Raw genomic sequence first — 20,697 nt, 5'->3', positions numbered from 1 at the left:
CGGTGGACTTCGTAGCTGACATCCATCTCACCGACGGACCCGTGCTCTGGATTGCCTGGGCAGCCGGAGCCGTTGGGCTCGGCTGGCTGCTGTGGGCCCGCGGACGCCGCTGGGCCCTGAGCGCGGGCGCTGCCCTCCTCCTGTCCGCCGGCGCCGTGGCCGGGGTGCACTGGCTGCTCATCTATGCGTTTTCCACCCTGCCCGAGGTACTCCCGCGCGAAGTGCTCGCGTGGTTTGTGGCAGCGGTCTTTGCCCTGTTCCTTTGGGTACTGCGGCTCTGGAAACTCCGCCGGCCTTCCCCTCCGAAGAGCCGCGGCGCATGGCGGGGGAGGACTGCCGTGACAGCTGCCATGCTGGGAGTGTTCCTGCTCGCCGCCGTCCAGATCAATGCCTACTTCGGCCTCAACCATACGGTCAGTGATGTCATGGGCACAGCTGTCGCAAGGATCCAGCCGCTCGAATCCGAACTGAAGCGCCAGCCCGCGGCCGCCGCCCCCACTCCCTTGGATACCTGGCGGGCACCGGAGGGATTGCCGGCGGGCGGTGTGCTGCGGACGGCCGTAATCCCCGGCCCCGTGTCGGGCTTCAGCAGCCGCGAGGCGTACATCTATTTTCCTCCCGCCTACCAGGCCACACCCCGCCCTGCCCTTCCGGTCCTTGTCCTCTTCTCCGGTCAGCCCGGCGGGCCATCGGACTGGCTCACCGGAGGGGCGCTGCGCAGCAGGATGGACCGTTTCGCAGCGGAGCACGACGGCGTCGCGCCGGTCGTCGTCGTGGTGGATCCCAACGGAACGGCGTCGGCCAACACGCTCTGCATGGACAGCCGCATCGCCCGGGCCGACACGTTTCTGTCCCGGGACGTGCCACAGTGGATTGAACAGAACCTGGACATCGATCCGGACCACCGGCAGTGGGCGTCCGGCGGATTCTCCTTCGGAGCCACGTGTGCCATGCAGATGGGCACCCGCCATCCCGACGTCTACGCTTCCGTCCTCGCCTTCTCCAGCGAGCGTGAACCGGCGCTTGCCAAGGAACGTCACAAGACGGTTGACGCGGCGTTCGGCGGCGACGTGGCGGCCTTTGATGCACAGACTCCCCTGAACATCATGCAGAAGACCCGGTTCGAGGGCCATGCCGTGTACTTCGGCGCCGGTTCCAGGGATCCGGAGTTTATGACCTACATGGACGAACTCTCCGCAGCTGCGCGCCAGGCAGGCTTCACCGTCCAGGCCCAGCCGGTGGCCAATACAGGTCACTCCTGGGAAGCCGCTTCCAGGGGCCTTCCGGCAGCCCTGGACTTCATGGCGGAGCGATGGGGAATCCTGCCGTGACCAACGAGCGAGTTGCAAGCCGGCCGGAGGCCAAGGACGGTTCCACAGCCGATGGCGGCGTGACGTGGGCCGCTGTGATCCTACGGGCGCTCCGGCGTACGCGGGACCACTTCATGGCGGTGCCGTTTACCCTGGTTGTCCTTGGCCTGTTCCTTGGAACGGGCGCGGCCACCAACAGTTTCCTGTCGGGTCCTCCGGAAGCCCTTCTCGACGTCGCCTCGGTGAGCATGACGGCCCTGAAAAGCGGGCAGTGGTGGTCCCTGTTCACATCGCTCTTCTTCGCCACGAACCCCGCGGCCTACCTCACCGCCGCGTCCATGATCCTGTTGCTGCTGGGACTCGCCGAGCGCAGGCTGGGCACGCTGCGGACGGCGGGGTTCTTCTTCGGCGGACAGTTTGCTGCCGTTTCGCTGTTCCTGCTTTTCACCCAGCTCGCCCGCTACGCCGGCGACGGCTGGATGGGGCTCATGGTGGACGCCCGGCTCATTGGGCCGTACGCCGCGGTCCTTGCCGCGACGTTGGGGGCCAGCGGACTCGTGCCCACCCTGTGGCAGCGGCGCCTTCGCACCGGCATCGTGTCGGCGTCGCTGCTCCTTGTCCTCTACGTGGGGCATCCGGAGACCGTGGTCGGGTTCCTCGGTGCCTTGGCCGGGCTGGCCACCGGGTGGTGGATCCAGAGCGACCACGGGACCCTCCACCGGCACCGCTCCACCGGCCGCGAGACGCGGAATCTCCTGTCCCTGATCGTGGGCATTTTCGCGGTCGGACCCATCCTGACAGCGGCCGTCCGGAGTCCCACCGGCCCGCTGGCGCTGCTGCGGGACGTGGTCCTGAACCCGTTGCCCACCCTCAGCCAACTGGAGCAGAACTGCGGCGGGACTGTGGACGTGGACTGCCTGGAGATCGGCCGTGCCGGGTTCGCGGGACCGCTGGGCCTTGCCCTGGCCGTGGTACCTGTGGTGCTCCTGCTGATCTGCGCCGACGGGCTCAGACGGGGCCGCCGGCTCGCCTGGCGGATCACCCTCGGCGTCCAGCTGGCCGTCATTGCGTTGTCCGCCGTGTACCTCACGCTCTTTGCGCGGATACCGCACTACCCGTCGCGGCCGCATACGGCTGTGATGGGTTCCGGGTTCGTCCATGTGCTCCCGCTGGTGGCGGTTCCGCTGCTGCTGGTGGTGCTGCTGTGGATCAACCGCCGCCAGTTCCGCGTGGAAACCTCGGCAGCGGACAGGCGGCGCCTGACCCGGGTGCTGGCAGGAACCTGGATGGCACTTGCCGGCATTTACACCATCGCCTGGCTGGCGGCCGGCGGATTACAGCGCGACGGCGGCCCGTCCGGGCTCGCGGCCGAACTCGCCCGCCAGTATCTGCCGGTGCCCATTCCCAGCCTGTACAACCGGATCTTCCAGGACCGGAATTCGGTTGAGGCCTTCCTGTTTGCCTACTCAGGCATCGCTTTCTGGGCTGTGGCCCTGGCCGGCGTGTGGGTGGCACTCCTCGGGCGGCATCACAATGCCGGGACCGGTGTCGAGGAGCGGGACGTTGCCCGCCGGCTGGTGCGCAGGGGGGGTGATTCACTGTCCTGGATGGCCTTGTGGGAGCCCAACAAGTACTGGTTCACTCCCGCCCGCGACGCCGGTGTGGCGTACCAGCAGCATGGCAGCGTCGCCCTGACGCTGGGCGGTCCGTTCGGAGACCCGGAACTGCGGGAGGAAGCCGCCGCCGGATTCATGCAATATTGCGCGGAGCATGCCCTGGTTCCTTGCTTCTATTCCTGCACCGACGGGCTTTGGCCGATGCTCCAATCGCGGGCATTCAGCCGGGTGGCCGTGGCACAGGAGACCCGGCTTGCCGTCAGGGAGCTGGAGTTCAAAGGCAAGGAATGGCAAAACGTCCGGACAGCGTTGAACCGCGCCCGGAAAACCGGGGTCACTGCTGTGTGGGGACGCTACAGCGGGTTTCCCGCGGCACTGCGCGCCCAGCTCCTTGAAGTGTCCGAGGAATGGGCCGCCCAGAAGTCCGTCCCGGAGATGGGTTTCACGCTCGGCGGCATGGACGAACTGATGGACGACGACGTCCTGTGCTGCGCCGCCGTCGACGGGGACGGCAAGGTGCACGGCGTGACCAGCTGGCTCCCGGTATTTGAGCACGGAAGCGTGGTCAGCTGGACGCTCGACTTCATGCGCCGGCGGGAGGACGGGTTCCCCGGCGTCATGGAGTTCCTGATTGCGTCCGCCGTCCTCGAACTGCGGAGTTCGGTTGGGGTCATTTCCCTGTCCGGCTCACCGCTCGCCAAGGAGCCTGCTGCCGCGGCGGCGTCCGCCGCGCAGCGGGACCCGGACCGGGTGCCCGACCCGGACCCGAAGCGGGAGAAGGACCGGGAGCCGGAGGGCCTGGCGGCGATCCTTGATGTGGTGGGGCGGGCACTGGAACCCGTGTACGGCTTCCGCTCCCTGGCCACCTTCAAATCCCGCTTCAAACCTGACTACCGTACGCTCTACCTCTACTACCAGGACCCCCTGCAGCTGCCTGCCATTGGCCGGGCGCTGAGCCGCGCCTACCTTCCCGGCCTCTCGGTCCGCCACAGCGCCCGCCTGCTGCGGACATTGGTGGGCTAATTCGGTAACACCGGCCGAGCGTTTTCGGCATCATGTTTTCTGATTCTGAAAACATTTGTGACAAGAAACAATGCGTCGGGTGGCATCGGATAATGACAAAAAAATGATCCCCGGCACTAATGCCGGGGATCATTTGATTCGTTGGAGGCCGCCGTCAGGCGGCCCTCCGCCGTGGGACTAGACCAGCGTTACGCCGGTAGCCTGGGGGCCCTTGGCGCCCTGGCCGATCTCGAACTGAACGCGCTGGTTCTCGTCGAGAGTCTTGAATCCACCGGTCTGTATCTCCGAGTAGTGAACGAAGACATCGCCATCGGAGTCGTCCGGGGTGATGAAGCCGAAGCCCTTTTCAGCGTTGAACCACTTGACGGTTCCCTGTGCCATTTATTTCTCCTCATTGTGGAACTTGCTTAAGTCCGGCACACTTCGTGCCGCACTTGGTCACTCCGCGAGAAGAATCCTGGCTTGCCGCCCGGTGGAACCGGACACTAGCTGACGAAGCTTCGCGCTCGCAACATGTCTTGCGAGCATGAAAAACACCTACACAAAGACTTATATAAGAATTTCATGTGGGTTGCGTCAGGTCAACGGGCAAAACGGGGAATTCGATAAATTTTGCGTAAAGCCCATGTGAACCGCTGCCTTATGACAGTGGGCCGCCCGCGCTATTGGGCGGCCGCCAATTCAGAAGAGGCGGGATTCGCTGTCGTCAACGCCGCGCATGACGTCGTAGTCGAGGGTGACGCAGTCGATGCCGCGGTCGTTGGCGAGCACCTTGGCCTGCGGTTTGATCTGCTGGGCGGCGAATATGCCGCGGACCGGTGCCAGCAGCGGATCCCGGTTGAGCAGTTCCAGGTAACGGGTCAGCTGTTCGACGCCGTCGATGTCGCCGCGCCTTTTGAGCTCGATGGCCACCGTGGCACCGTCTGCGTCCCGGGCCAGGATGTCCACCGGACCGATGGCCGTGAAGTATTCGCGCCGGATGAGGGAAAAGCCGGTGCCGAGCCGTTCGATCTGATCGGCCAGCAACCGCTGGAGGTCAGCTTCGACGCCGTCCTTGATGAGGCCCGGATCCTGGCCCAGCTCATGGGAGGTGTCGTGCAGCTGCTCATGGATATTGATGATGAGCCGGTCATCGGTCTTGGCGGACTGGACGGTCCACTGCTCGGTGACACCGAGCTCGAGGTCCACCTCGTCGGGCGTGGAGACCCGGAGGCTGGCCGGGGGGCTCATCCAGTTCAGCGGCTTGTACGAGCCGCCGTCGGAGTGCACCAGGACGGACCCGTCCGCCTTGACCAGCAGGAGCCTGGTGGCAAGGGGGAGATGGGCCTTGAGCCGGCCAACATAATCAACAGAACAACGGGCTATGACTAAACGCACCCGGTAAACACTACCGTCTGGGCCCAAGGCAGGAACAACGCGGGGTCAGAGCCTGGGGCAGAATGGAGGCATGCCCCGTTCCAACCGCCCCCGCCGTGCCGCCTCCGGAAAATTGGGACAAGCCAGCCGCAAACACGCCGGCGGCCCCGTGCCGGAGCTGGACCTCGAACGTGCCCGGTCCGGCATCGCCCGGCGGGAAAGCGCCCCCGACGGCGAGTGGATGGTCCGCACCATGACGGCCAAGCGGGCCGAAAAGTCCTACATCTGCCCGGGCTGCTCCACAGCGGTCCTCCCCGGCGTGGAGCACCTGGTGGTCTGGTCCGAGGATCACCTGTTCGGCGCCGCGGCCGGCCTTTCGGAACGGCGCCACTGGCACTCCAACTGCTGGACGTCACGCACGTACCGCTATCGCTAAGCTGTTAGTCATGACTTTTGACCCGGCGTCGTTCGTATTCAGCCAGCCTTCCGAAGCAACCGCAATCCGGGCTTCGACAGTTCTTCCGGCACGCCGGGAGAACGTGGAAATACACACCGAAGACGGTCACGTCCTCGTCGGTGAACTCGCCGTCCCGGAATCCGGCGACATAACCGCCACGCTGATCACGCTGCATCCGCTGCCCACCCACGGCGGGTTCATGGACTCGCACGTGTACCGCAAAGCGTCCTACCGGCTGCCCGCGCTGGCCGGTGTGGCCGTCCTCAGGTTCAACACCAGGGGAACCAGTTCGCCCCGCGGCACCAGCGAAGGACGGTTCGAAGAGGGCATCGGCGAACGGCTCGACCTCGAGGCGGCCGTCAGGTTCGCCGCTGGCCGGAACCTGCCCAACCGCTGGCTCGTGGGCTGGTCGTTCGGCACCGAGCTGGCTCTTATGTACGGGGCGACGGAACCGGTGGCCTCGGAGGTGGAAGGCGCCGTGCTGCTTTCACCGCCGCTGCACCGGGCCACGGATGTCCACCTGAAGGAGTGGGCAGCCGCAGGCAAGCCCCTGAAGGTGCTGGTTCCCGAACACGACGACTACCTCCAGCCGGCCGCCGCCGCCGAGCGCTTCAGCCTGGTGCCGCAGGCGGACGTTGTGGGGGTCGACGGCGCCAAGCACCTGTGGGTGGGGGAGAAGTACGCTGCCCGGGTGCTGAACGAAATCGTCGACGAGGTCACGGAGCGCGGCGCAGGCCCGGACGGCCTGCCCCAGGAATGGAACGGGCCCATGGCCACGGCCGCGCCGTAGGACGAAACCGCTACACAACAGGACAGCCGCCCCGTGGACCCACGGGGCGGCTGTCCTGTTTCCTGGCGGAATCGCTGGTCAGTGCTTGTCCTGGCGGACGATGAAGATTTCCTTCACGAGCAGCATGACCGCCGCGGCGGTGGGAATGGCGATCAGGGCGCCGAGCACGCCCAGGAGGCTGCCGCCCGCGATCACGGAGATGACGGCAACCGCACCGGGCACGGCCACAGCTTTCTGCATGATGCGGGGGGAGATGAAGTACGCCTCGAACTGCAGGTAGGCAAAGTAGCAAATGGCATAGACAACGGCGGTCTGCCACCCTGCGGTGAGGGCGATCAGCGTGACCAACACGCCCGCGATCATTCCGCCGACCAAGGGGATGAAGGCCAGCAGCGCCACAACGAACGCCAGCAGAACGGCAAAAGGGACACCAACAATGGACATCACGATGAACGCAAAGGTCGCGTTGACCAGGGCAACGCAGGCCTGGCCGATGACGTAGTTGCCCACGGAACCGGTGATCTCTTCCGAAAGGGCTTCCACCCGTACCCGGCGGGAGCGGGGTGCCAGCCGGTAGCCCCACTTCTTCATGGCGGGAAGGGCAGCAAGGAAATAAAGGCTCAGCACGAGGACAATAAGGGTTCCGAAGAGCCCGTTCGCCACCGTGGACCCGAAGCCGACGACCCCTCCGAAGATGCCACCCACGGCATCCGGATTGTTAACGAACTTTTCCAGCTCCTGCGTGATGCGCTCCCGCACGCCAAACTGGTCGTCGAGGCTGCGGAAGAAATCCGAATCGATGAAGTCCTGGATCCAGCGCGGCGCTTCCTGCACAATCTGGGTCACCTGCTGGACGATGGTGGGGATCAGCGTGGCAAAGAATCCGACGACGGCGGAGACAAGCACGGTGACCGACACCAGGATGCCGACGGGCCGCGGCAGCTTGCGCCCTTCCAGCCAGCGCACTACCGGGTCCAGGCCCAGGGCGATGAAGAGCGCGGTCACAATCCACAGCAGGAGCTGCGTGGTGTTGGACCCGATCCAGTAGACGAGCAAGGCCAGGCCGACGCCGACGGTCCCCATGAATCCCATATAAAGGGGATGCTGGGATGACATGCGCGGACCGGGATGGCCGAATCGGGTACCGGTCTCGGTTTCGGGGGTGATGGAGTCCTCCGCGGACTCGGGCGGCATCTCGAAGCGCAGCCGGGGCTGGGCGCCGGGAATGGGCGTCCGCAGCCTGCGTACCACCGCCGCCGCCAGGTCCGGCAGCCGCCGTCTGCGTTCGTGTTGCCTGCCGTCCGTTACACCTTCCTGGGCACCGGATCCCGTGATGTCTTGCTGTCCTGGGGTGGACGAATCCGTGGGTTCAGTCACTGCGTTTTGGGGCCCTTTACCGTCTGTGGCACCGCCTTTGCGGGCCTTGTGATGATCATCGCAAACACTATCAGCAGGCCTGTCAGCGCCCCGTTTTCCTGCGGTCGCGGCCAGTTGCCCTAGGCTGGGAACAAAGCCCCGATCTGACTCATTGGTAACAAAACGGTTACTATTGAAAGTAAACCCCCGCTGATGATAGGTATCCTTTTGCGTTTCAAGACTGCAGTTGCACTAGTGCTGCTCGGCCTCCTAACACTGCTGGCCGGCGTAGGACAGAAGACCATCTGGGCCCCGGCCGAGACCGTTACAGCCTCGGCGCCCACCGACGGCACCGCCGCACCACTTACCGTCATTGACCAGAAGTTGAGGACCCTGCACGGGGGAACGGTCAAGATCAACGTCAAGGGCGAAGGCAGCTTCATGCTGGCCGCCGGCCGTCCCGACGACGTGGATGCCTGGGTTGGCAAGACGGCCCACAACACGGTCTCCGGTGTTGCCGACGACAACAAGTCCCTCCAGCTGGCCCACACGGACGGCGAAGCCGCCGCACCGTCGCCCGCAGGTTCCGATCTGTGGGTCTCCACGGAGAACGCCAGCGGTGAGCTGAACTACACCTGGAGTGCCCCGGCCGACGGCGAGTGGTCGCTCCTGCTGGCCTCGGACGGCACCAAGCCGGCGCCGTCGTCCATCTCCATGACGTTCCCCAATGACACGTCCACTCCGTGGGCCGTGCCGTTGATGGTCCTCGGCGGCCTCCTGATGCTGGCCGGACTGGCGCTGCTGGTGCTCAAGCCCAAGGGCGGCAAGCCCGCCGACATTGGCGGGGACGACACCGGCGAATCCCTGAAGGACAAACTTGTCCGCCGTGCCCGTGCAGTCCGCCCGGCCGACAAGACGGCGCCCACAGCCCCTTCGCCTGTTGAAAAGCAGCCCGGCGGCGCTGGCTCCACCGCCACCTTCAGCACGAGGCGCGCAGGCGTGGCCATGGCCGCGCTCGCTGTCACGATCGTTGCCGGCACGGGCGTAGCCGCCCAGGCCACCACCCCGGCCCCGTCGCCGTCAGCCAGTGCAGCCGCCGGGGCGGACACCGCCGCGGACTCGCCGGTGTTGCTGGACGCCCAGTTCCGCCGGATCCTGGAGCAGGTTTCCAGCACGGTGGATGCCGGCGACGCCGCCAAGGATGCCGCGAAGCTCAAGTCCCGCGTTGACCGCACCGAACTCGAGGTCCGCACGCAGAACTACAAGATCCGCTCGCAGGTTGGCGCCTACGAGGCGCGCATGCCCGTCCGCGCCACCAAGCTGCTGACCACCGTTGTCACCAGCAAGCGTGCCTGGCCCCGTTCGGTCATGGCCGTCACCCAGGGTGAAGGCAACGTTGTGCCCCAGCTGCTGACCCTCGTGCAGAAGTCCCCGCGCGAGAACTACAAGCTCGTGGAGACCACGCCGCTGCAGCCCGGCACCACGTTCCCCGCCATCGGACGGGACGGCACGGAAACCCTGGCCGTTGACGACAAATCAGGCCTGCTCTACAGCGGCGAAGAAGCCCTTGCCGGACTCGGGGACCGCCTGACCAAGGCCGATTCAACGTTCAAGGACAAGCTCGTGGAGGGTCAGTCCTCGCCGTATATCGCCGACACCCTGGCGTACCAGGCCGACGTCGCCAAGACCGGCGTCGACGGCAACTTCAGCTTCACGCACAAGGTGGCGCCCGAGGAAACGGTGGTGTTCCGCACCGCAGACGGCGGCGCCCTGGTACTTGGCCGCCTGAACTTCGCCTTCGACGGAACGCCCAAGGCCGAAGGGGACAAGCTGGCGATCGGTGACGACGCAGCCGTCCTGGCCGGGGGCAAGGAAACGAGCTCCGGCATGGTGCTGAACTTCGCCGAGTCCATGGCGGTTTACATCCCGCCGACCGGATCCAAGGACCCGATGAAGCTCGTGGCCGCCACCCGCGGACTCGTCGGAGCAAGCTTCAAGTAGCGCCCGCTCCGGGTATGACCAGCAGCGGCCGGAGTGGCTAGAGTGGAGGCTATGAGTTCGCCAGCCTCCCGTCCAGTCCCTCCAGCCGCTGCCAGCCAGCTCAACCTGCGTGGCGCCGTCGACCTTTCCAGCCTGAAACAGCGCCCTGCGCCACCGGCGGGAGGGCAGCCGCCCGCCGCCGGGCAACCGGGGGCCGTGCCGCCGTCGGCGCCTGCCGAGGGGGCGGCGCCGGACACCGGCGGACAGCCGCTACGCATCGACGTCACCGAAGCAAACTTCCAGCAGCTCGTTGAACTGTCCGCGCAGGTACCCGTGGTGTTCGGCCTCTGGGCAAGCTATTCGCCCGCTTCGGGCGAGCTGATCAGCGTCCTTGAGGACATCATCAACAGCTATGGCGGACGCCTGGTCCTGGGTGCCGCAGACATCGACGCATTCCCGCAGCTTGCCCAGGCCTTCCAGGTCCAGGCAGTCCCGACGGCCGTGGCCGTGGTGAAGGGACAGCCGGTGCCCCTCTTCCAGGGCGGAGCCGACGAACAGCAGGTGCGGAGCCTGCTGGATGAACTGCTGAAGGTCGCGGCCGCCAACGGCGTCACCGGCAGCCTCGGCGGCGCCGGAGCCGCACCCGCCGACGCCGAACCTGCCCCGCTGCCCCCGCTGCACCAGGCAGCCTACGACGCCATCGAGGCCGGAGACTACGCCGCTGCGGCAGCTTCCTACCGGCAGGCGCTGCTGGAGATGCCCGCGGACGCGGAAGCCAAAGCCGGCCTCGCCCAGGTGGAACTGATGGAGCGCCTGCAGTCGCTGACCGGTCCGGACGGCGATGCGCTCCGCCAGCTCGCAGCTGATCAGCCGGACAACCTCGATGCCCAGCTGGGCGTGGCGGACCTGGACATTGCCGGCGGACACATCGACGACGCACTGGGCCGGATCGTCGGTTTCATCGGCCGAAACTTCGGCCCGGAGCGCGAGACCGCACGGGTCCGGCTGCTGGATCTCTTCGAGGTGGTGGGCCCGTCCGATGAACGCGTCGCCAAGGCACGGCAGGGGCTGGCGCGGGTGCTCTTCTAATGCCCTCGGCCCTCTTTTCACCGCTGGAGCTGCGCTCACTGACACTGCGCCACCGCGGGTGGGTCTCGCCCATGTGCCAGTACAGCTGCGGCCCTGACACCGGCGAAGGCGTCCCCCACGACTGGCATCTCATGCACCTCGGGTCCTTCGCGGCCGGGGGAGCGGCCCTGATCCTCACTGAGGCTGCGGCAGTCAATGCAGCCGGCCGGATCAGCCCCATGGACGCCGGAATCTACAACGACGAGCAGGCGGCCGGCTGGGAACGGATCACGGCGTTTGTGCACCGCCACGGCGCCGCGGACGCCAAGATCGGCACCCAGCTGGCGCACGCGGGCCGTAAAGCCTCGACCTACTGGCCCTTCTCGGGGAAGCGCGGCTCAGTTCCGGCGTCCGACGGCGGCTGGGAGACCGTGGGGCCGGGCACCTCGGCGTTTGACGGGTATGCGGCGCCCGGCGCCATGACCGCGGCGGAAATTGACGGCGTCATCGGGGACTTCGCCGCGGCCGCCGTCCGGGCCGTCGACGCAGGGTTCGACACGATCGAAATCCACGGCGCCCACGGCTATTTGCTGCATCAGTTCCAGAGCCCGCTCATCAACGACCGCACTGACGAATGGGGCGGCGACGAGTCCGGACGGAACCGGCTGACCCTGGCCGTGGTGGATGCGGTGCGCAACGCCATTCCCGATTCGATGCCGCTGCTGCTGCGGATCTCCGCATCGGACTGGGCCGACGGCGGGATCGACGCCGCGGCATCGGTCCGTTTGGCCGGAGCGGCCGCCGAACACGGCGTGGACCTGGTGGACGTGTCCAGCGGGGGAGCCGTGGCGCACCAGCAGATTCCCGCCGGTCCCGGCTACCAGACAGGTTTCTCGGCCCGGATCCGGCGCGAGGCAGGCGTCCGCACCGGCACCGTGGGGCTCCTGACCTCTGCAGGGCAGGCGGAACACGCCGTCGCCACCGGCCAGGCTGACGGTGTCTTCATTGCGCGCGCGGCACTGCGCGACCCGCACTGGTGGCTGCGCGCAGCCTTCGAGCTCGGCCACGAGCTCCCGTGGGCCCCGCAGTATGAACGGGCCATTCCCCGCCACTCTTTCTAGGAAGTAACCCTTTCGGACGATCCTCCCGGCACATCCGGGAGACTACGCTGGCACCATGACTGAACCGCAACCCGGGCCTGATCCGTCCGCCGGCCCTCAGCAGCATCCCGTTCCGGCCCTCGTCATCCGTGGCCTTGCGAAACGCTTCGGCGGCAAGATCGCAGTCGACGGCATCAGCCTCGACGTGCCGGCAGGGTCCTTCTACGGGATTGTGGGTCCCAACGGTGCCGGCAAGACCACCACGCTGTCCATGGCCACGGGGCTCCTCCGGCCCGACTTCGGCACCGCCCTGGTGCACGGCGTCGACGTCTGGGCTAGGCCGCTCGAAGCCAAGAAGCTCATGGGGATCCTTACCGACGGCGTGCGGCTGTTTGACCGGCTCACGGGGGAACAACTTGTGAGCTATGCGGGGCTGCTCCGCGGGATGGACAAGGACGTGGTGTCCGCCAGGGTGGCGGAACTCCTGGCCGCGCTTGACCTTAGCGCCGACGCCGGAACCCTGGTGGTGGACTACTCGGCCGGCATGACCAAGAAGATCGCCCTGGCCTCCGCCCTCATCCACGCCCCCAGGCTGCTGGTGCTCGATGAACCGTTTGAATCGGTGGACCCGGTCTCCGCCGCGAACATCCGGGACATCCTGGACCGCTACGTTGAATCCGGCGGGACGGTGATCGTCTCCAGCCATGTCATGGACCTGGTCCAGCGGATGTGCGACCACGTGGCCGTGGTTGCCGCGGGCCGGGTGCTCGCGGCCGGCACGGTGGAGGAAGTCCGGGCCGGCGCCTCCCTTGAAGACCGGTTTGTCCAGCTGGTGGGCGGCCGGAGCCAGACGGAGGGCCTGGAATGGTTGCGCACCTTCTAAGGCTGAAAATCACGCTCCTGCGCAACAGCCTCCGGCGCAGCCCCTGGCAGCTGCTGGGACTGATCATCGGCGGGCTGTATGCCGTCGGGATCGCCGGTTTCTTCGGCGTGGCACTGGTACTGCTCCGGACGGCTGAGCTGGAGCTTGCCCAGACTGTCGTGGTGCTGGGCGGTTCCGCCGCCTTCCTGGGCTGGGCCATCGTCCCTGTTGTTGCCTCCTCCGCCGACATGACACTGGACCCGGCACGCTTCACCACCGCGGCAGTGCCCATGCCGCAGCTGCTGGCCGGGCTTGCCCTCGGCGGACTGATCGGGATCCCCGGCATCGCCACCGCCCTCGTCGCGCTGGCCACCGTGGGCACCTGGAGCAGGGGAGTGCCTGCTGTTCTGGCTGCCATGTTGGGTGCCGTCCTGGGTGTGATGACATGCGTTGTCCTCTCCAAAGTGGTGACAACGGCGACGGCGGGCCTGGCGTCCTCCCGGCGGTTCAAGGATGTCAGCGCCCTCGCCTTTATGGTTCCGCTGATGTTTATGGGGCCGCTGGCGGCATTTGTTGCCCAGGGAGCTTCAGGCTCCGCCGGGTTCCTGGCCGATCTCGCACGGGTTCTGGCATGGACACCGGCAGGCGCAGCGTGGTCGCTCGGCGGAGACGCCGCCGCGGGCAACTACGGACCGGCCGTCCTGAAACTCCTCATCGCGCTGGCAACCCTGGCCGGCCTGGCCTGGTGCTGGAAGGTGCTCCTGCAGCATGCCCTCGTCACCCCGCCCTACACGGCCGGCGGCAAGAAGCGCGCCGGAAGGATGGGGCTGTTCGGAGTGATGCCCGCGACGCCCACGGGTGCGATTGCGGCGCGGGCGCTTACCTATTGGCTCCGCGATCCCCGGTATTCAGGTTCACTGGTGGTCATTCCGCTGCTGCCCGTCCTGCTGTTCTTCCAGGCGAGCCAGACCGGTGACTACGGAGTGCTCGCGATTACCGGCCCGCTGGCGGCGTTCCTGCTGGCCTGGTCGATTTCCGCGGATGTCTCGTACGACAACACCGCGTTCGCCCTCCATCTGTCCAGCGGCGTCCGTGGTGTCCACGACAGGCTGGGGCGGGCCCTCGCCTGCCTGGCGTTCGCACTCCCGATCGTGCTGGTCTTCAGCATCGGCCCGTTCTTCTTCACCGGGGACTGGGAATGGCTTCCGTCGCTGCTCGGTCTGTCCCTTGGCGTCCTGTTCACCGGGCTGGGCCTGGCGTCCGTTATTTCGGCGCGGTACACCGTTGCGGTTCCGCTCCCGGGCGACAGCCCGTTCAAGAAGCCCCCGGGAAATGTCGCCCAGACCATGGCCGTGCAGTTCGGCGGGATGGGCGTGCTGCTGGTGCTGGTGCTGCCGGAAGTGGCGCTGTTCATCGCCCAGTCAATCATGGGCAGCATGGTGCCCGGATGGATCAACCTTGTGCTGGGCCCGGTCCTCGGACTGGCCCTCTTCGTGGCAGGCGTCGGCCTCGGCGGCAAGTGGCTTGACGCGCGCGGCCCGGAACTGCTGGCCCAGCTCGCAGTCAACCGATAGGCCGGCCACGGGCATGATGTAGTAATAGGGACGCGGAAAGGCGGTTGGCCATGGAAATCGTGATTCTTCCCGGGAGCAAGCAGATCGGAGCCCTGGCGGCGGACGCCGTCGAGGACCTGCTGCGCCGGAAACCGGAAGCTGTCCTGGGCCTTGCCACCGGGTCCTCCCCGTTGCCGGTCTACGACGAACTTGCCCGCAGGCACGAACAGGATGGCCTCGACTTCAGCCGGGCACACGGCTTTGCCCTGGACGAGTACGTGGGCCTTGAGCCGGGGCATCCGCAGTCCTACCGGGAGGTGATCCGGCGCGAGTTCACGGACCGGGTGAACATTGCTCCGGAGAACGTCCACAGCCCCGATGGCTCGGCGGCTGATATCCCGGCCGCCTGCGAGGCGTATGAAGAAGCCATCAAGGCGGCCGGAGGCGTGGATCTGCAGCTGCTGGGGGTGGGGACCGACGGCCATATCGGGTTCAACGAGCCGGGCTCGTCCCTGCTGTCGAGGACCCGGATCAAGAGCCTGATCGAACAGACGCGCCGGGACAATTCCCGGTTCTTCAAGAGCATTCATGATGTTCCCCACCATGTGCTCACCCAGGGGCTGGGCACCATACTGGACGCCCGCCACGTGATCCTCATTGCAACCGGCGCCCAGAAAGCACAGGCTGTCCGGGACCTCGTGGAGGGTCCGGTCGCCGCCATCTGCGCCGCGTCCGTGCTCCAGATGCACCCGCATGCCACAATCCTGGTGGATGAGGCCGCTGCGTCGTCGCTCCGGCTGGCGGACTACTACCGCCACACCTATGACAACAAGCCCGGGTGGCAGGGCCTGTAGCCCCGGGGTTCAGTTTTTTTGTCCGGGACAACGGCTAAGATGGATGCCATGACTAGCATGACGGATCCCCTCGAAAACGACCCGATGCGTGAGCTTTCCGGAGCAGGAACGTCCACTGCCACTATCGAGCGCGAGGAACTGCGCCAGGAAGTGGAGCCCGGTGACCGGGAACGGTTCTCCCACTACGTGCGCAAAGAGAAGATCATGGAATCGGCCGTGACGGGCGACCCGGTCATCGCGCTGTGCGGCAAGGTGTGGACCCCCGGCCGCGATCCCCAGAAGTTCCCGGTCTGCCCCGAATGCAAAGAGGTCTACGAAGGCCTGCGTCCCGGCAACGACGGCGGCAAAGGCTCGGGCGGCGATTCCGGCAAGTAGCCGGCCCTTCCTGCGGTCACCCATTCCTTGAGGTGACCGTGCCCGGCCAGGGCAACAAATCACGGTGCGCTATTCCCTGCTGCGCGCGTCCCGTGACGTGATGATCGTGGTTACCGGACCAGTGCGGCTCTTCCGGAACAGATTGGTGTTTATGTTTATGTGTCTTTCGCTGACGGCTGCCGCAACGCGGGGAATTGAGGGCTCTGCGTGACGGAGACACTCTTTGGCGGGCCAACGCTGCCACCGGCCTACCCCGAACGGGCAGCGTGGGGAACCGCGCAGAAACTCCGTGCCTGGCAACAGGAGGCGCTCGACCGGTACTTTGCGACCGGCCCCAGGGACTTCCTGGCCGTCGCAACACCCGGAGCAGGAAAGACCACCTTCGCCCTCCGTGTGGCCTCGATGCTGATCGAAGCCGGCACCGTGAACCGCGTGACCATCGTGGCGCCCACGGACCACCTGAAACGCCAATGGGCTGATGCGGCGGCCCGGGTGGGGATCGCGATCGACCCCAACTTCAAGAACTCTGACGGGCAGCACGGCCGCGGCTTCATCGGTGTGGCGGTCACCTACGCCCAGGTGGCCAGCAAGCCCATGCTGCACCGCGCGAAGACTGAGGCTGCCCGGACCCTGGTGATCCTGGACGAGATCCACCACGGCGGCGAAGCCCTGTCCTGGGGTGACGGCCTCCGTGAAGCCTTTGATCCGGCAGCACGCCGCCTTTCGCTGACGGGAACGCCGTTCCGCTCGGACACTTCGCCCATTCCGTTCGTGGAATACGCCGAGGACCGGGACGGCATCCGCCGCTCCAAAGCCGACTACACCTACGGCTACGGGAACGCCCTCCGTGACCACGTGGTCCGTCCGGTCATGTTCATGGCCTACTCCGGACAGATGCGCTGGCGCACCAGCGGCGGCGAGGAGATGGCCGCTTCCCTGGGCGAGACGGCCGTGACCAAGGACATCATTTCGCAGGCCTGGCGCACCGCCCTCAACCCGGCAGGCGAATGGATCCCGGCCGTGCTGGCCGGGGCGGACAAGCGCCTGAGCGAGGTCCGCCGGACCGTGCCAGACGCCGGCGGCCTGGTGATCGCCACCGACCACGACGACGCCCGCGCCTACGCCGGCCAGCTGAAGAAGATCACCGGCGAATCGCCCACCGTGATCCTTTCCGACGACGCCAAGGCATCCAGCAAGATCGAGGAATTCACCGCCAGCGAAAAGCGCTGGATGGTTGCGGTCCGCATGGTGTCCGAAGGTGTGGACGTGCCCCGGCTTTCGGTGGGCGTCTACGCGACTTCCACGTCCACGCCGCTCTTCTTCGCCCAGGCCGTGGGCCGATTCGTGCGTGCCCGGAAGCGGGGCGAGACGGCCTCCGTGTTCCTGCCCTCCGTTCCGCAGCTGACCGCGCTAGCGAACTCGATGGAGGCCGAACGGGACCACGCCCTGGACCGGCCGGAGAAAGAGGACGGCGACGGCCTGTTCAATCCGGAGGACTCGCTGATGGAGGAGGCCAACCGGGAGGACAAAGCCTCCGACAGCCTCACCAAAGGCAAGTTCGAGGCCCTGGACTCGCAGGCACTGTTCGACCGGGTGCTGTTCGACGGCGGCGAGTTCGGCACCGGCGGCGACATCGGATCAGATGATGAACTGGACTTCCTCGGCATCCCGGGGCTCCTGGACGCCGAGCAGGTGGGTACCCTGCTACGCCAGCGCCAGCACGAACAGCAGAGCCGCAAGAAGCTCAGGTCCACGGAGCCGGTTGCCGCGCCTGCCGTGCCGGACCACCGGATGCTGATGGACCTCCGCAACGAACTGGCAAAGAACGTGGCTGCCTGGTCCGCCCGGACCGGAACGCCGCACGGCGTGGTGCACACTAAGCTCCGCACCGTCTGCGGCGGCCCGCCGGTGGCGCAGGCCAACGAGGAACAGCTGCAGGCCAGGCTGCGGAAGCTTCAGGACTGGTTCATCGGCCGCAAGTAGGGCCGGCCATCAACGAAGGGCCGGCTCAGGCCAGGTCCACGCCGCCCAGTTCCATTTCGGCGTAGGCGTCGTCGAGGTCGTCGGCGATCCCGGCCGTCAGGTCCCGGATCACCGTCACGGAGTAGCCCGCCTGGACGGCATCCAGGGACGTGGCCATCACGCAGTAGTCGGTGGCGAGGCCCACGATCACGACGTCTTCCACGTCATGGCTCTGCAGCCAGTCGTCCAGGCCGATCGCATCCTCGTCGGCGAATGAACTGGCGGTGAACGCCACCGCGTCGTCCGGCAACGGCAGGGCGCCGGGCTTGCGGTCACCTGTCGGGACGGCGTCCTCGGGGGCAAGGATGCCCTCGAAACCGGAGTAGGCGGCCGTGAACTGGCCCTTCTGGAAATAGGCCTGGATGTACTCGGTATCCAGGTCCGGATGCAGTTCCGCGCCCTTAGTGCCGGCGACGCAGTGCGGTGGCCAGGTGTCAATAAAGTCGGGTTTCTCCGCGAAGTGCAGGCCGGGTTCGATGTGCCAGTCTTGGGTCGCCACGATGTGGTCGAACTGGCCGTGATGGGCATCGACGTACTCGCTGATTGCCCCGGCAACCTCAGCACCGCCCTTGACGGCGAGGGAGCCCCCTTCGCAGAAATCGTTCTGGACGTCAACAATGATCAGGGCGCGGGACATCAGTTCTCCTCGTAGAGAGTAGGGATAGCCGGTTCGCCGCGCTGCAGCCGGTTGACCACTGCGGGCAGTTCTGCCATGGAGTCCACGTGCCGCTGCCGGGCGCGGAACACGCCCTCCGTTCCGGTCCAGCCGGGGAGCAGCTCGCCGTTCTTGATGAACTGCTGCAGCAGCTGGCGGTCGTTGCCGTCGTCGTCGGGCCGGTGTCCCACCCCGACGATCTCCTGGGTGGCGACGCCCCGCTCGTTGAGCCGACGCAGCGCGTACTTCCTGCCGCCCTTGCTCGCCTTGTTCTTGGCGGCCTTGGCCACCGAAACGAATTCCCCGGCGTCATCCGTGCGGCTGACGAGTTTGTACACCATGCTCGCAGTCGGGGCACCGGAACCGGTAACCAGCGAGGTGCCGACGCCGTAGGAATCAACCGGTGCAGACTGCAGTGCTGCGATGGCGTATTCATCCAGGTCCGAGGTGACCACAATCTTGGTGTTCTCGTTGCCAAGGTCGTCCAGCAACTGCCGGACCCACTGGGCCTGCGCCACGAGGTCCCCGGAGTCCAGCCGGACTGCCCCCAGCTTGGGGCCCGCAAGGTCAACGGCCGTGCGGACGGCCGTTTCGACGTCGTACGTGTCCACTAGCAGCGAGGTTCCGCTGCCGAGCGAGGCGATCTGCGCCTCGAACGCTTCCCGTTCGGTGTCGTGGAGGAGCGTGAAGGAGTGGGCGGCGGTGCCCACGGTCTTGATGCCGTAGCGCCGCCCGGCTTCCAGGTTGGAAGTGCTGTCGAAGCCGGCGATGACGGCTGCGCGGGCGGCTGCGGCCGCGGATTCCTCCTGGGTCCGCCGGGAGCCCATTTCGATGCAGGGGCGGGTGCCTGCTGCAGTGATCATCCGGGACGCTGCCGAGGCGATGGCGCTGTCGTGGTTGAGCACCGAGAGAATGTACGTCTCCAGGATGCAGGCCTCAGCGAACGTGGATTCCACAATCAGGATGGGGGAGTGGGGGAAATATGCTTCGCCCTCCGCATAACCCCAGATGTCGCCGGTGAAACGGAACCCGGCCAGGTAGTCCAGGGTTTCGGCGTTGACCACTCCGGTGCTCCGGAGGAAATCCAGCTCAGGGCCGCCGAAGCGGAAGTCCGCGATGCCCTCCAGCAACCTGCCCGTTCCGGCCACGATCCCGTAGCGGCGGCCGTCCGGGAGCCGGCGGGCGAACGCCTCAAACACCGACTTCCGGTGCGCGGCGCCGGAGTACAGGGCCGCCTGGAGCATGGTCAGCTCGTAGTGGTCGGTGTACAAAGACGTGCGGGGATGGTCCCAGCCAGCAGAGGTACTCACGAATTCACTCTAGTGCGCATCGCCCTAGAATGGACAGATGACCCTAAGCGTTGCGCTCGGCCCTGACACCCAGGAGAGCACCCAGACCGGAACAGTGACGTCCACCGACGCCCTGACGGCCCCGGACATTCCCTGGAACCTGGTGATCTGGAATGATCCCGTCAATTTGATGAGCTACGTGAGCTACGTCTTCCAGAGCTACTTCGGCTATTCGGAGCCCAAGGCCAACAAGCTCATGATGGAGGTCCACAAGAAGGGACGCTCCATCGTGGCGCACGGCAGCAAGGAACAGGTGGAGCAGCACGCCGTCGCCATGCATGGCTTCGGCCTGTGGGCAACGGTGGAGAAAGCCACCGGCGGCGGCAAAGACGGCGGATCCGGCAAGGGTAAAGGCAAACGTGGCTAAGGCATTCAAATACGGACTCAAAGGCATTACCGGGTACCTGGAACCCGCGGAACGGGAACTGCTGCGCAGCCTGATTGACGACGTCATCTCCATGCTCGAGCCGGCGGAAAGTGCCAGCGAAGATCCGCTGACCGCCCTGATCGGCCTGGACATGAATGTCCAGGAACCGTCGGACCGCGCGCTGCGGCGGCTGCTACCCAACGTCACGAAGAACGACGACGCCGCCTCCCTGGAGTTCCGCCAGCTCACCGAACGCTCACTGCGGGAAAACAAGATCGGCGCCCTGCGGGCGGCAGCGCTGGGGCTGGACACCAATGACGTGGTTCTTTCACCCGCCGATGCCAGGCTCTGGTCCCAGGCGCTCAACGACGTCCGGCTTGTCCTGGCCGAACGGCTGGACATCCGGGACGACGCCGACGCCGACCACGTCCACACCATGCAGGACTGGTCCCAGGCCGAAGACGTGGAAAGCTACCTGGCGCTGGTGTATAACTTCACCACGTGGCTGCAGGAATCGCTGGTGCAGGCCATGCTCCAGTCCATGGAATCGCGCGGCTGACCGGAAGCGTGTGCCCCCGGCGGCCCGTCACGCAAGTGTGACCCA

19 protein-coding genes are annotated in these 20,697 nt (G+C 66.5%); 14 read left to right on the top strand and 5 right to left on the bottom strand.

Going from position 1 to position 20,697, the window contains the following annotated elements; all coding sequences use genetic code 11:
* Nucleotides 1–2: 2 nt before the first annotated feature.
* Entirely contained in the window at nucleotides 3–1,331 is a 1,329-nt protein-coding gene (locus J7I79_RS10565; RefSeq protein WP_214952960.1) for an alpha/beta hydrolase family protein, read from the top strand.
* 113 nt (nucleotides 1,332–1,444) lie between these two features.
* Nucleotides 1,445–3,949: a phosphatidylglycerol lysyltransferase domain-containing protein gene (locus tag J7I79_RS10560; RefSeq protein ID WP_251042675.1), complete on the top strand. Its 2,505-nt coding sequence runs from the start codon at nucleotides 1,445–1,447 to the stop codon at nucleotides 3,947–3,949.
* A 177-nt stretch (nucleotides 3,950–4,126) separates the two neighbouring features.
* On the opposite strand, the gene J7I79_RS10555 is transcribed toward J7I79_RS10560, so the two are convergent.
* Together J7I79_RS10555 and nucS are read right to left on the bottom strand one after the other, a co-directional pair.
* The gene (locus J7I79_RS10555) at nucleotides 4,127–4,330 is read right to left on the bottom strand and encodes a cold-shock protein (RefSeq protein ID WP_011692441.1); all 204 of its coding nucleotides are present in this window, start codon (nucleotides 4,328–4,330) and stop codon (nucleotides 4,127–4,129) included.
* Between the two features lie 300 nt (nucleotides 4,331–4,630).
* Complete coding sequence (gene nucS, locus J7I79_RS10550) at nucleotides 4,631–5,326, bottom strand: endonuclease NucS (RefSeq protein WP_214952956.1); 696 nt, start codon at nucleotides 5,324–5,326, stop codon at nucleotides 4,631–4,633.
* 70 nt (nucleotides 5,327–5,396) lie between these two features.
* On the opposite strand from nucS, the gene J7I79_RS10545 reads away from it, so the two are divergent.
* Nucleotides 5,397–5,741, top strand: a complete 345-nt coding sequence (locus J7I79_RS10545; protein WP_214952954.1) for an ATP/GTP-binding protein — start codon at nucleotides 5,397–5,399, stop codon at nucleotides 5,739–5,741.
* Between the two features lie 10 nt (nucleotides 5,742–5,751).
* Nucleotides 5,752–6,552: an alpha/beta hydrolase gene (locus J7I79_RS10540; RefSeq protein WP_214952952.1), complete on the top strand. Its 801-nt coding sequence runs from the start codon at nucleotides 5,752–5,754 to the stop codon at nucleotides 6,550–6,552.
* Nucleotides 6,553–6,630: 78 nt separating this feature from the next.
* Here J7I79_RS10540 and J7I79_RS10535 read toward each other — a convergent pair whose 3' ends face one another.
* Nucleotides 6,631–7,824, bottom strand: coding sequence for an AI-2E family transporter (locus J7I79_RS10535; protein ID WP_251042674.1), 1,194 nt, complete (start codon nucleotides 7,822–7,824; stop codon nucleotides 6,631–6,633).
* A gap of 297 nt (nucleotides 7,825–8,121) precedes the next feature.
* Between J7I79_RS10535 and J7I79_RS10530 the strand changes: the two genes are divergently transcribed.
* The 8 genes from J7I79_RS10530 to J7I79_RS10495 all read left to right on the top strand — a co-directional run bounded on the left by J7I79_RS10530 (nucleotide 8,122) and on the right by J7I79_RS10495 (nucleotide 17,683).
* Nucleotides 8,122–9,909, top strand: a complete 1,788-nt coding sequence (locus J7I79_RS10530; RefSeq protein ID WP_214952948.1) for a hypothetical protein — start codon at nucleotides 8,122–8,124, stop codon at nucleotides 9,907–9,909.
* 51 nt (nucleotides 9,910–9,960) lie between these two features.
* Nucleotides 9,961–10,977, top strand: a complete 1,017-nt coding sequence (locus J7I79_RS10525; protein ID WP_214952946.1) for a tetratricopeptide repeat protein — start codon at nucleotides 9,961–9,963, stop codon at nucleotides 10,975–10,977.
* Nucleotides 10,977–12,077 (top strand): NADH:flavin oxidoreductase/NADH oxidase, encoded by a 1,101-nt coding sequence (locus tag J7I79_RS10520; RefSeq protein WP_214952944.1) that lies wholly within the window; start codon nucleotides 10,977–10,979, stop codon nucleotides 12,075–12,077. The genes J7I79_RS10525 and J7I79_RS10520 overlap by 1 nt, the downstream gene beginning before the upstream one ends.
* A 55-nt stretch (nucleotides 12,078–12,132) precedes the next feature.
* A complete protein-coding gene (locus tag J7I79_RS10515; RefSeq protein WP_214952942.1) occupies nucleotides 12,133–12,939 on the top strand; it encodes an ABC transporter ATP-binding protein in 807 nt (268 codons plus the stop codon).
* Nucleotides 12,921–14,492 carry a transporter gene (locus J7I79_RS10510; RefSeq protein WP_214952940.1) on the top strand — a complete coding sequence of 524 codons (1,572 nt, stop codon included), beginning with the start codon at nucleotides 12,921–12,923 and terminating at the stop codon, nucleotides 14,490–14,492. The genes J7I79_RS10515 and J7I79_RS10510 overlap by 19 nt, the downstream gene beginning before the upstream one ends.
* A 50-nt stretch (nucleotides 14,493–14,542) precedes the next feature.
* Complete coding sequence (nagB, locus tag J7I79_RS10505; RefSeq protein ID WP_214952939.1) at nucleotides 14,543–15,325, top strand: glucosamine-6-phosphate deaminase; 783 nt, start codon at nucleotides 14,543–14,545, stop codon at nucleotides 15,323–15,325.
* Nucleotides 15,326–15,364: 39 nt separating this feature from the next.
* Complete coding sequence (locus J7I79_RS10500) at nucleotides 15,365–15,700, top strand: DUF3039 domain-containing protein (RefSeq protein ID WP_214952937.1); 336 nt, start codon at nucleotides 15,365–15,367, stop codon at nucleotides 15,698–15,700.
* 207 nt (nucleotides 15,701–15,907) lie between these two features.
* Nucleotides 15,908–17,683 (top strand): DEAD/DEAH box helicase, encoded by a 1,776-nt coding sequence (locus J7I79_RS10495; RefSeq protein ID WP_104172363.1) that lies wholly within the window; start codon nucleotides 15,908–15,910, stop codon nucleotides 17,681–17,683.
* Between the two features lie 25 nt (nucleotides 17,684–17,708).
* On the opposite strand, the gene J7I79_RS10490 is transcribed toward J7I79_RS10495, so the two are convergent.
* Nucleotides 17,709–18,359: an isochorismatase family protein gene (locus J7I79_RS10490; protein ID WP_104172364.1), complete on the bottom strand. Its 651-nt coding sequence runs from the start codon at nucleotides 18,357–18,359 to the stop codon at nucleotides 17,709–17,711.
* Complete coding sequence (locus J7I79_RS10485; RefSeq protein WP_311380560.1) at nucleotides 18,359–19,687, bottom strand: nicotinate phosphoribosyltransferase; 1,329 nt, start codon at nucleotides 19,685–19,687, stop codon at nucleotides 18,359–18,361. Before J7I79_RS10485 ends, J7I79_RS10490 begins: the two co-directional genes overlap by 1 nt.
* A gap of 37 nt (nucleotides 19,688–19,724) precedes the next feature.
* Here J7I79_RS10485 and clpS point away from each other — a divergent pair, with 37 nt between their 5' ends.
* Both clpS and J7I79_RS10475 read left to right on the top strand, forming a co-directional pair.
* A complete protein-coding gene (gene clpS / locus J7I79_RS10480; protein WP_028270073.1) occupies nucleotides 19,725–20,093 on the top strand; it encodes an ATP-dependent Clp protease adapter ClpS in 369 nt (122 codons plus the stop codon).
* A complete protein-coding gene (locus J7I79_RS10475; RefSeq protein ID WP_104172367.1) occupies nucleotides 20,086–20,652 on the top strand; it encodes a DUF2017 domain-containing protein in 567 nt (188 codons plus the stop codon). The genes clpS and J7I79_RS10475 overlap by 8 nt, the downstream gene beginning before the upstream one ends.
* Nucleotides 20,653–20,697: the final 45 nt, after the last annotated feature.

The organism is Arthrobacter sp. ISL-69 (assembly GCF_018613775.1).
GTDB lineage: Bacteria > Actinomycetota > Actinomycetes > Actinomycetales > Micrococcaceae > Arthrobacter.
The sequence above is the reverse complement of the archived record's forward strand: the minus strand, read 5'-3'. Positions and strand labels throughout refer to the sequence as shown.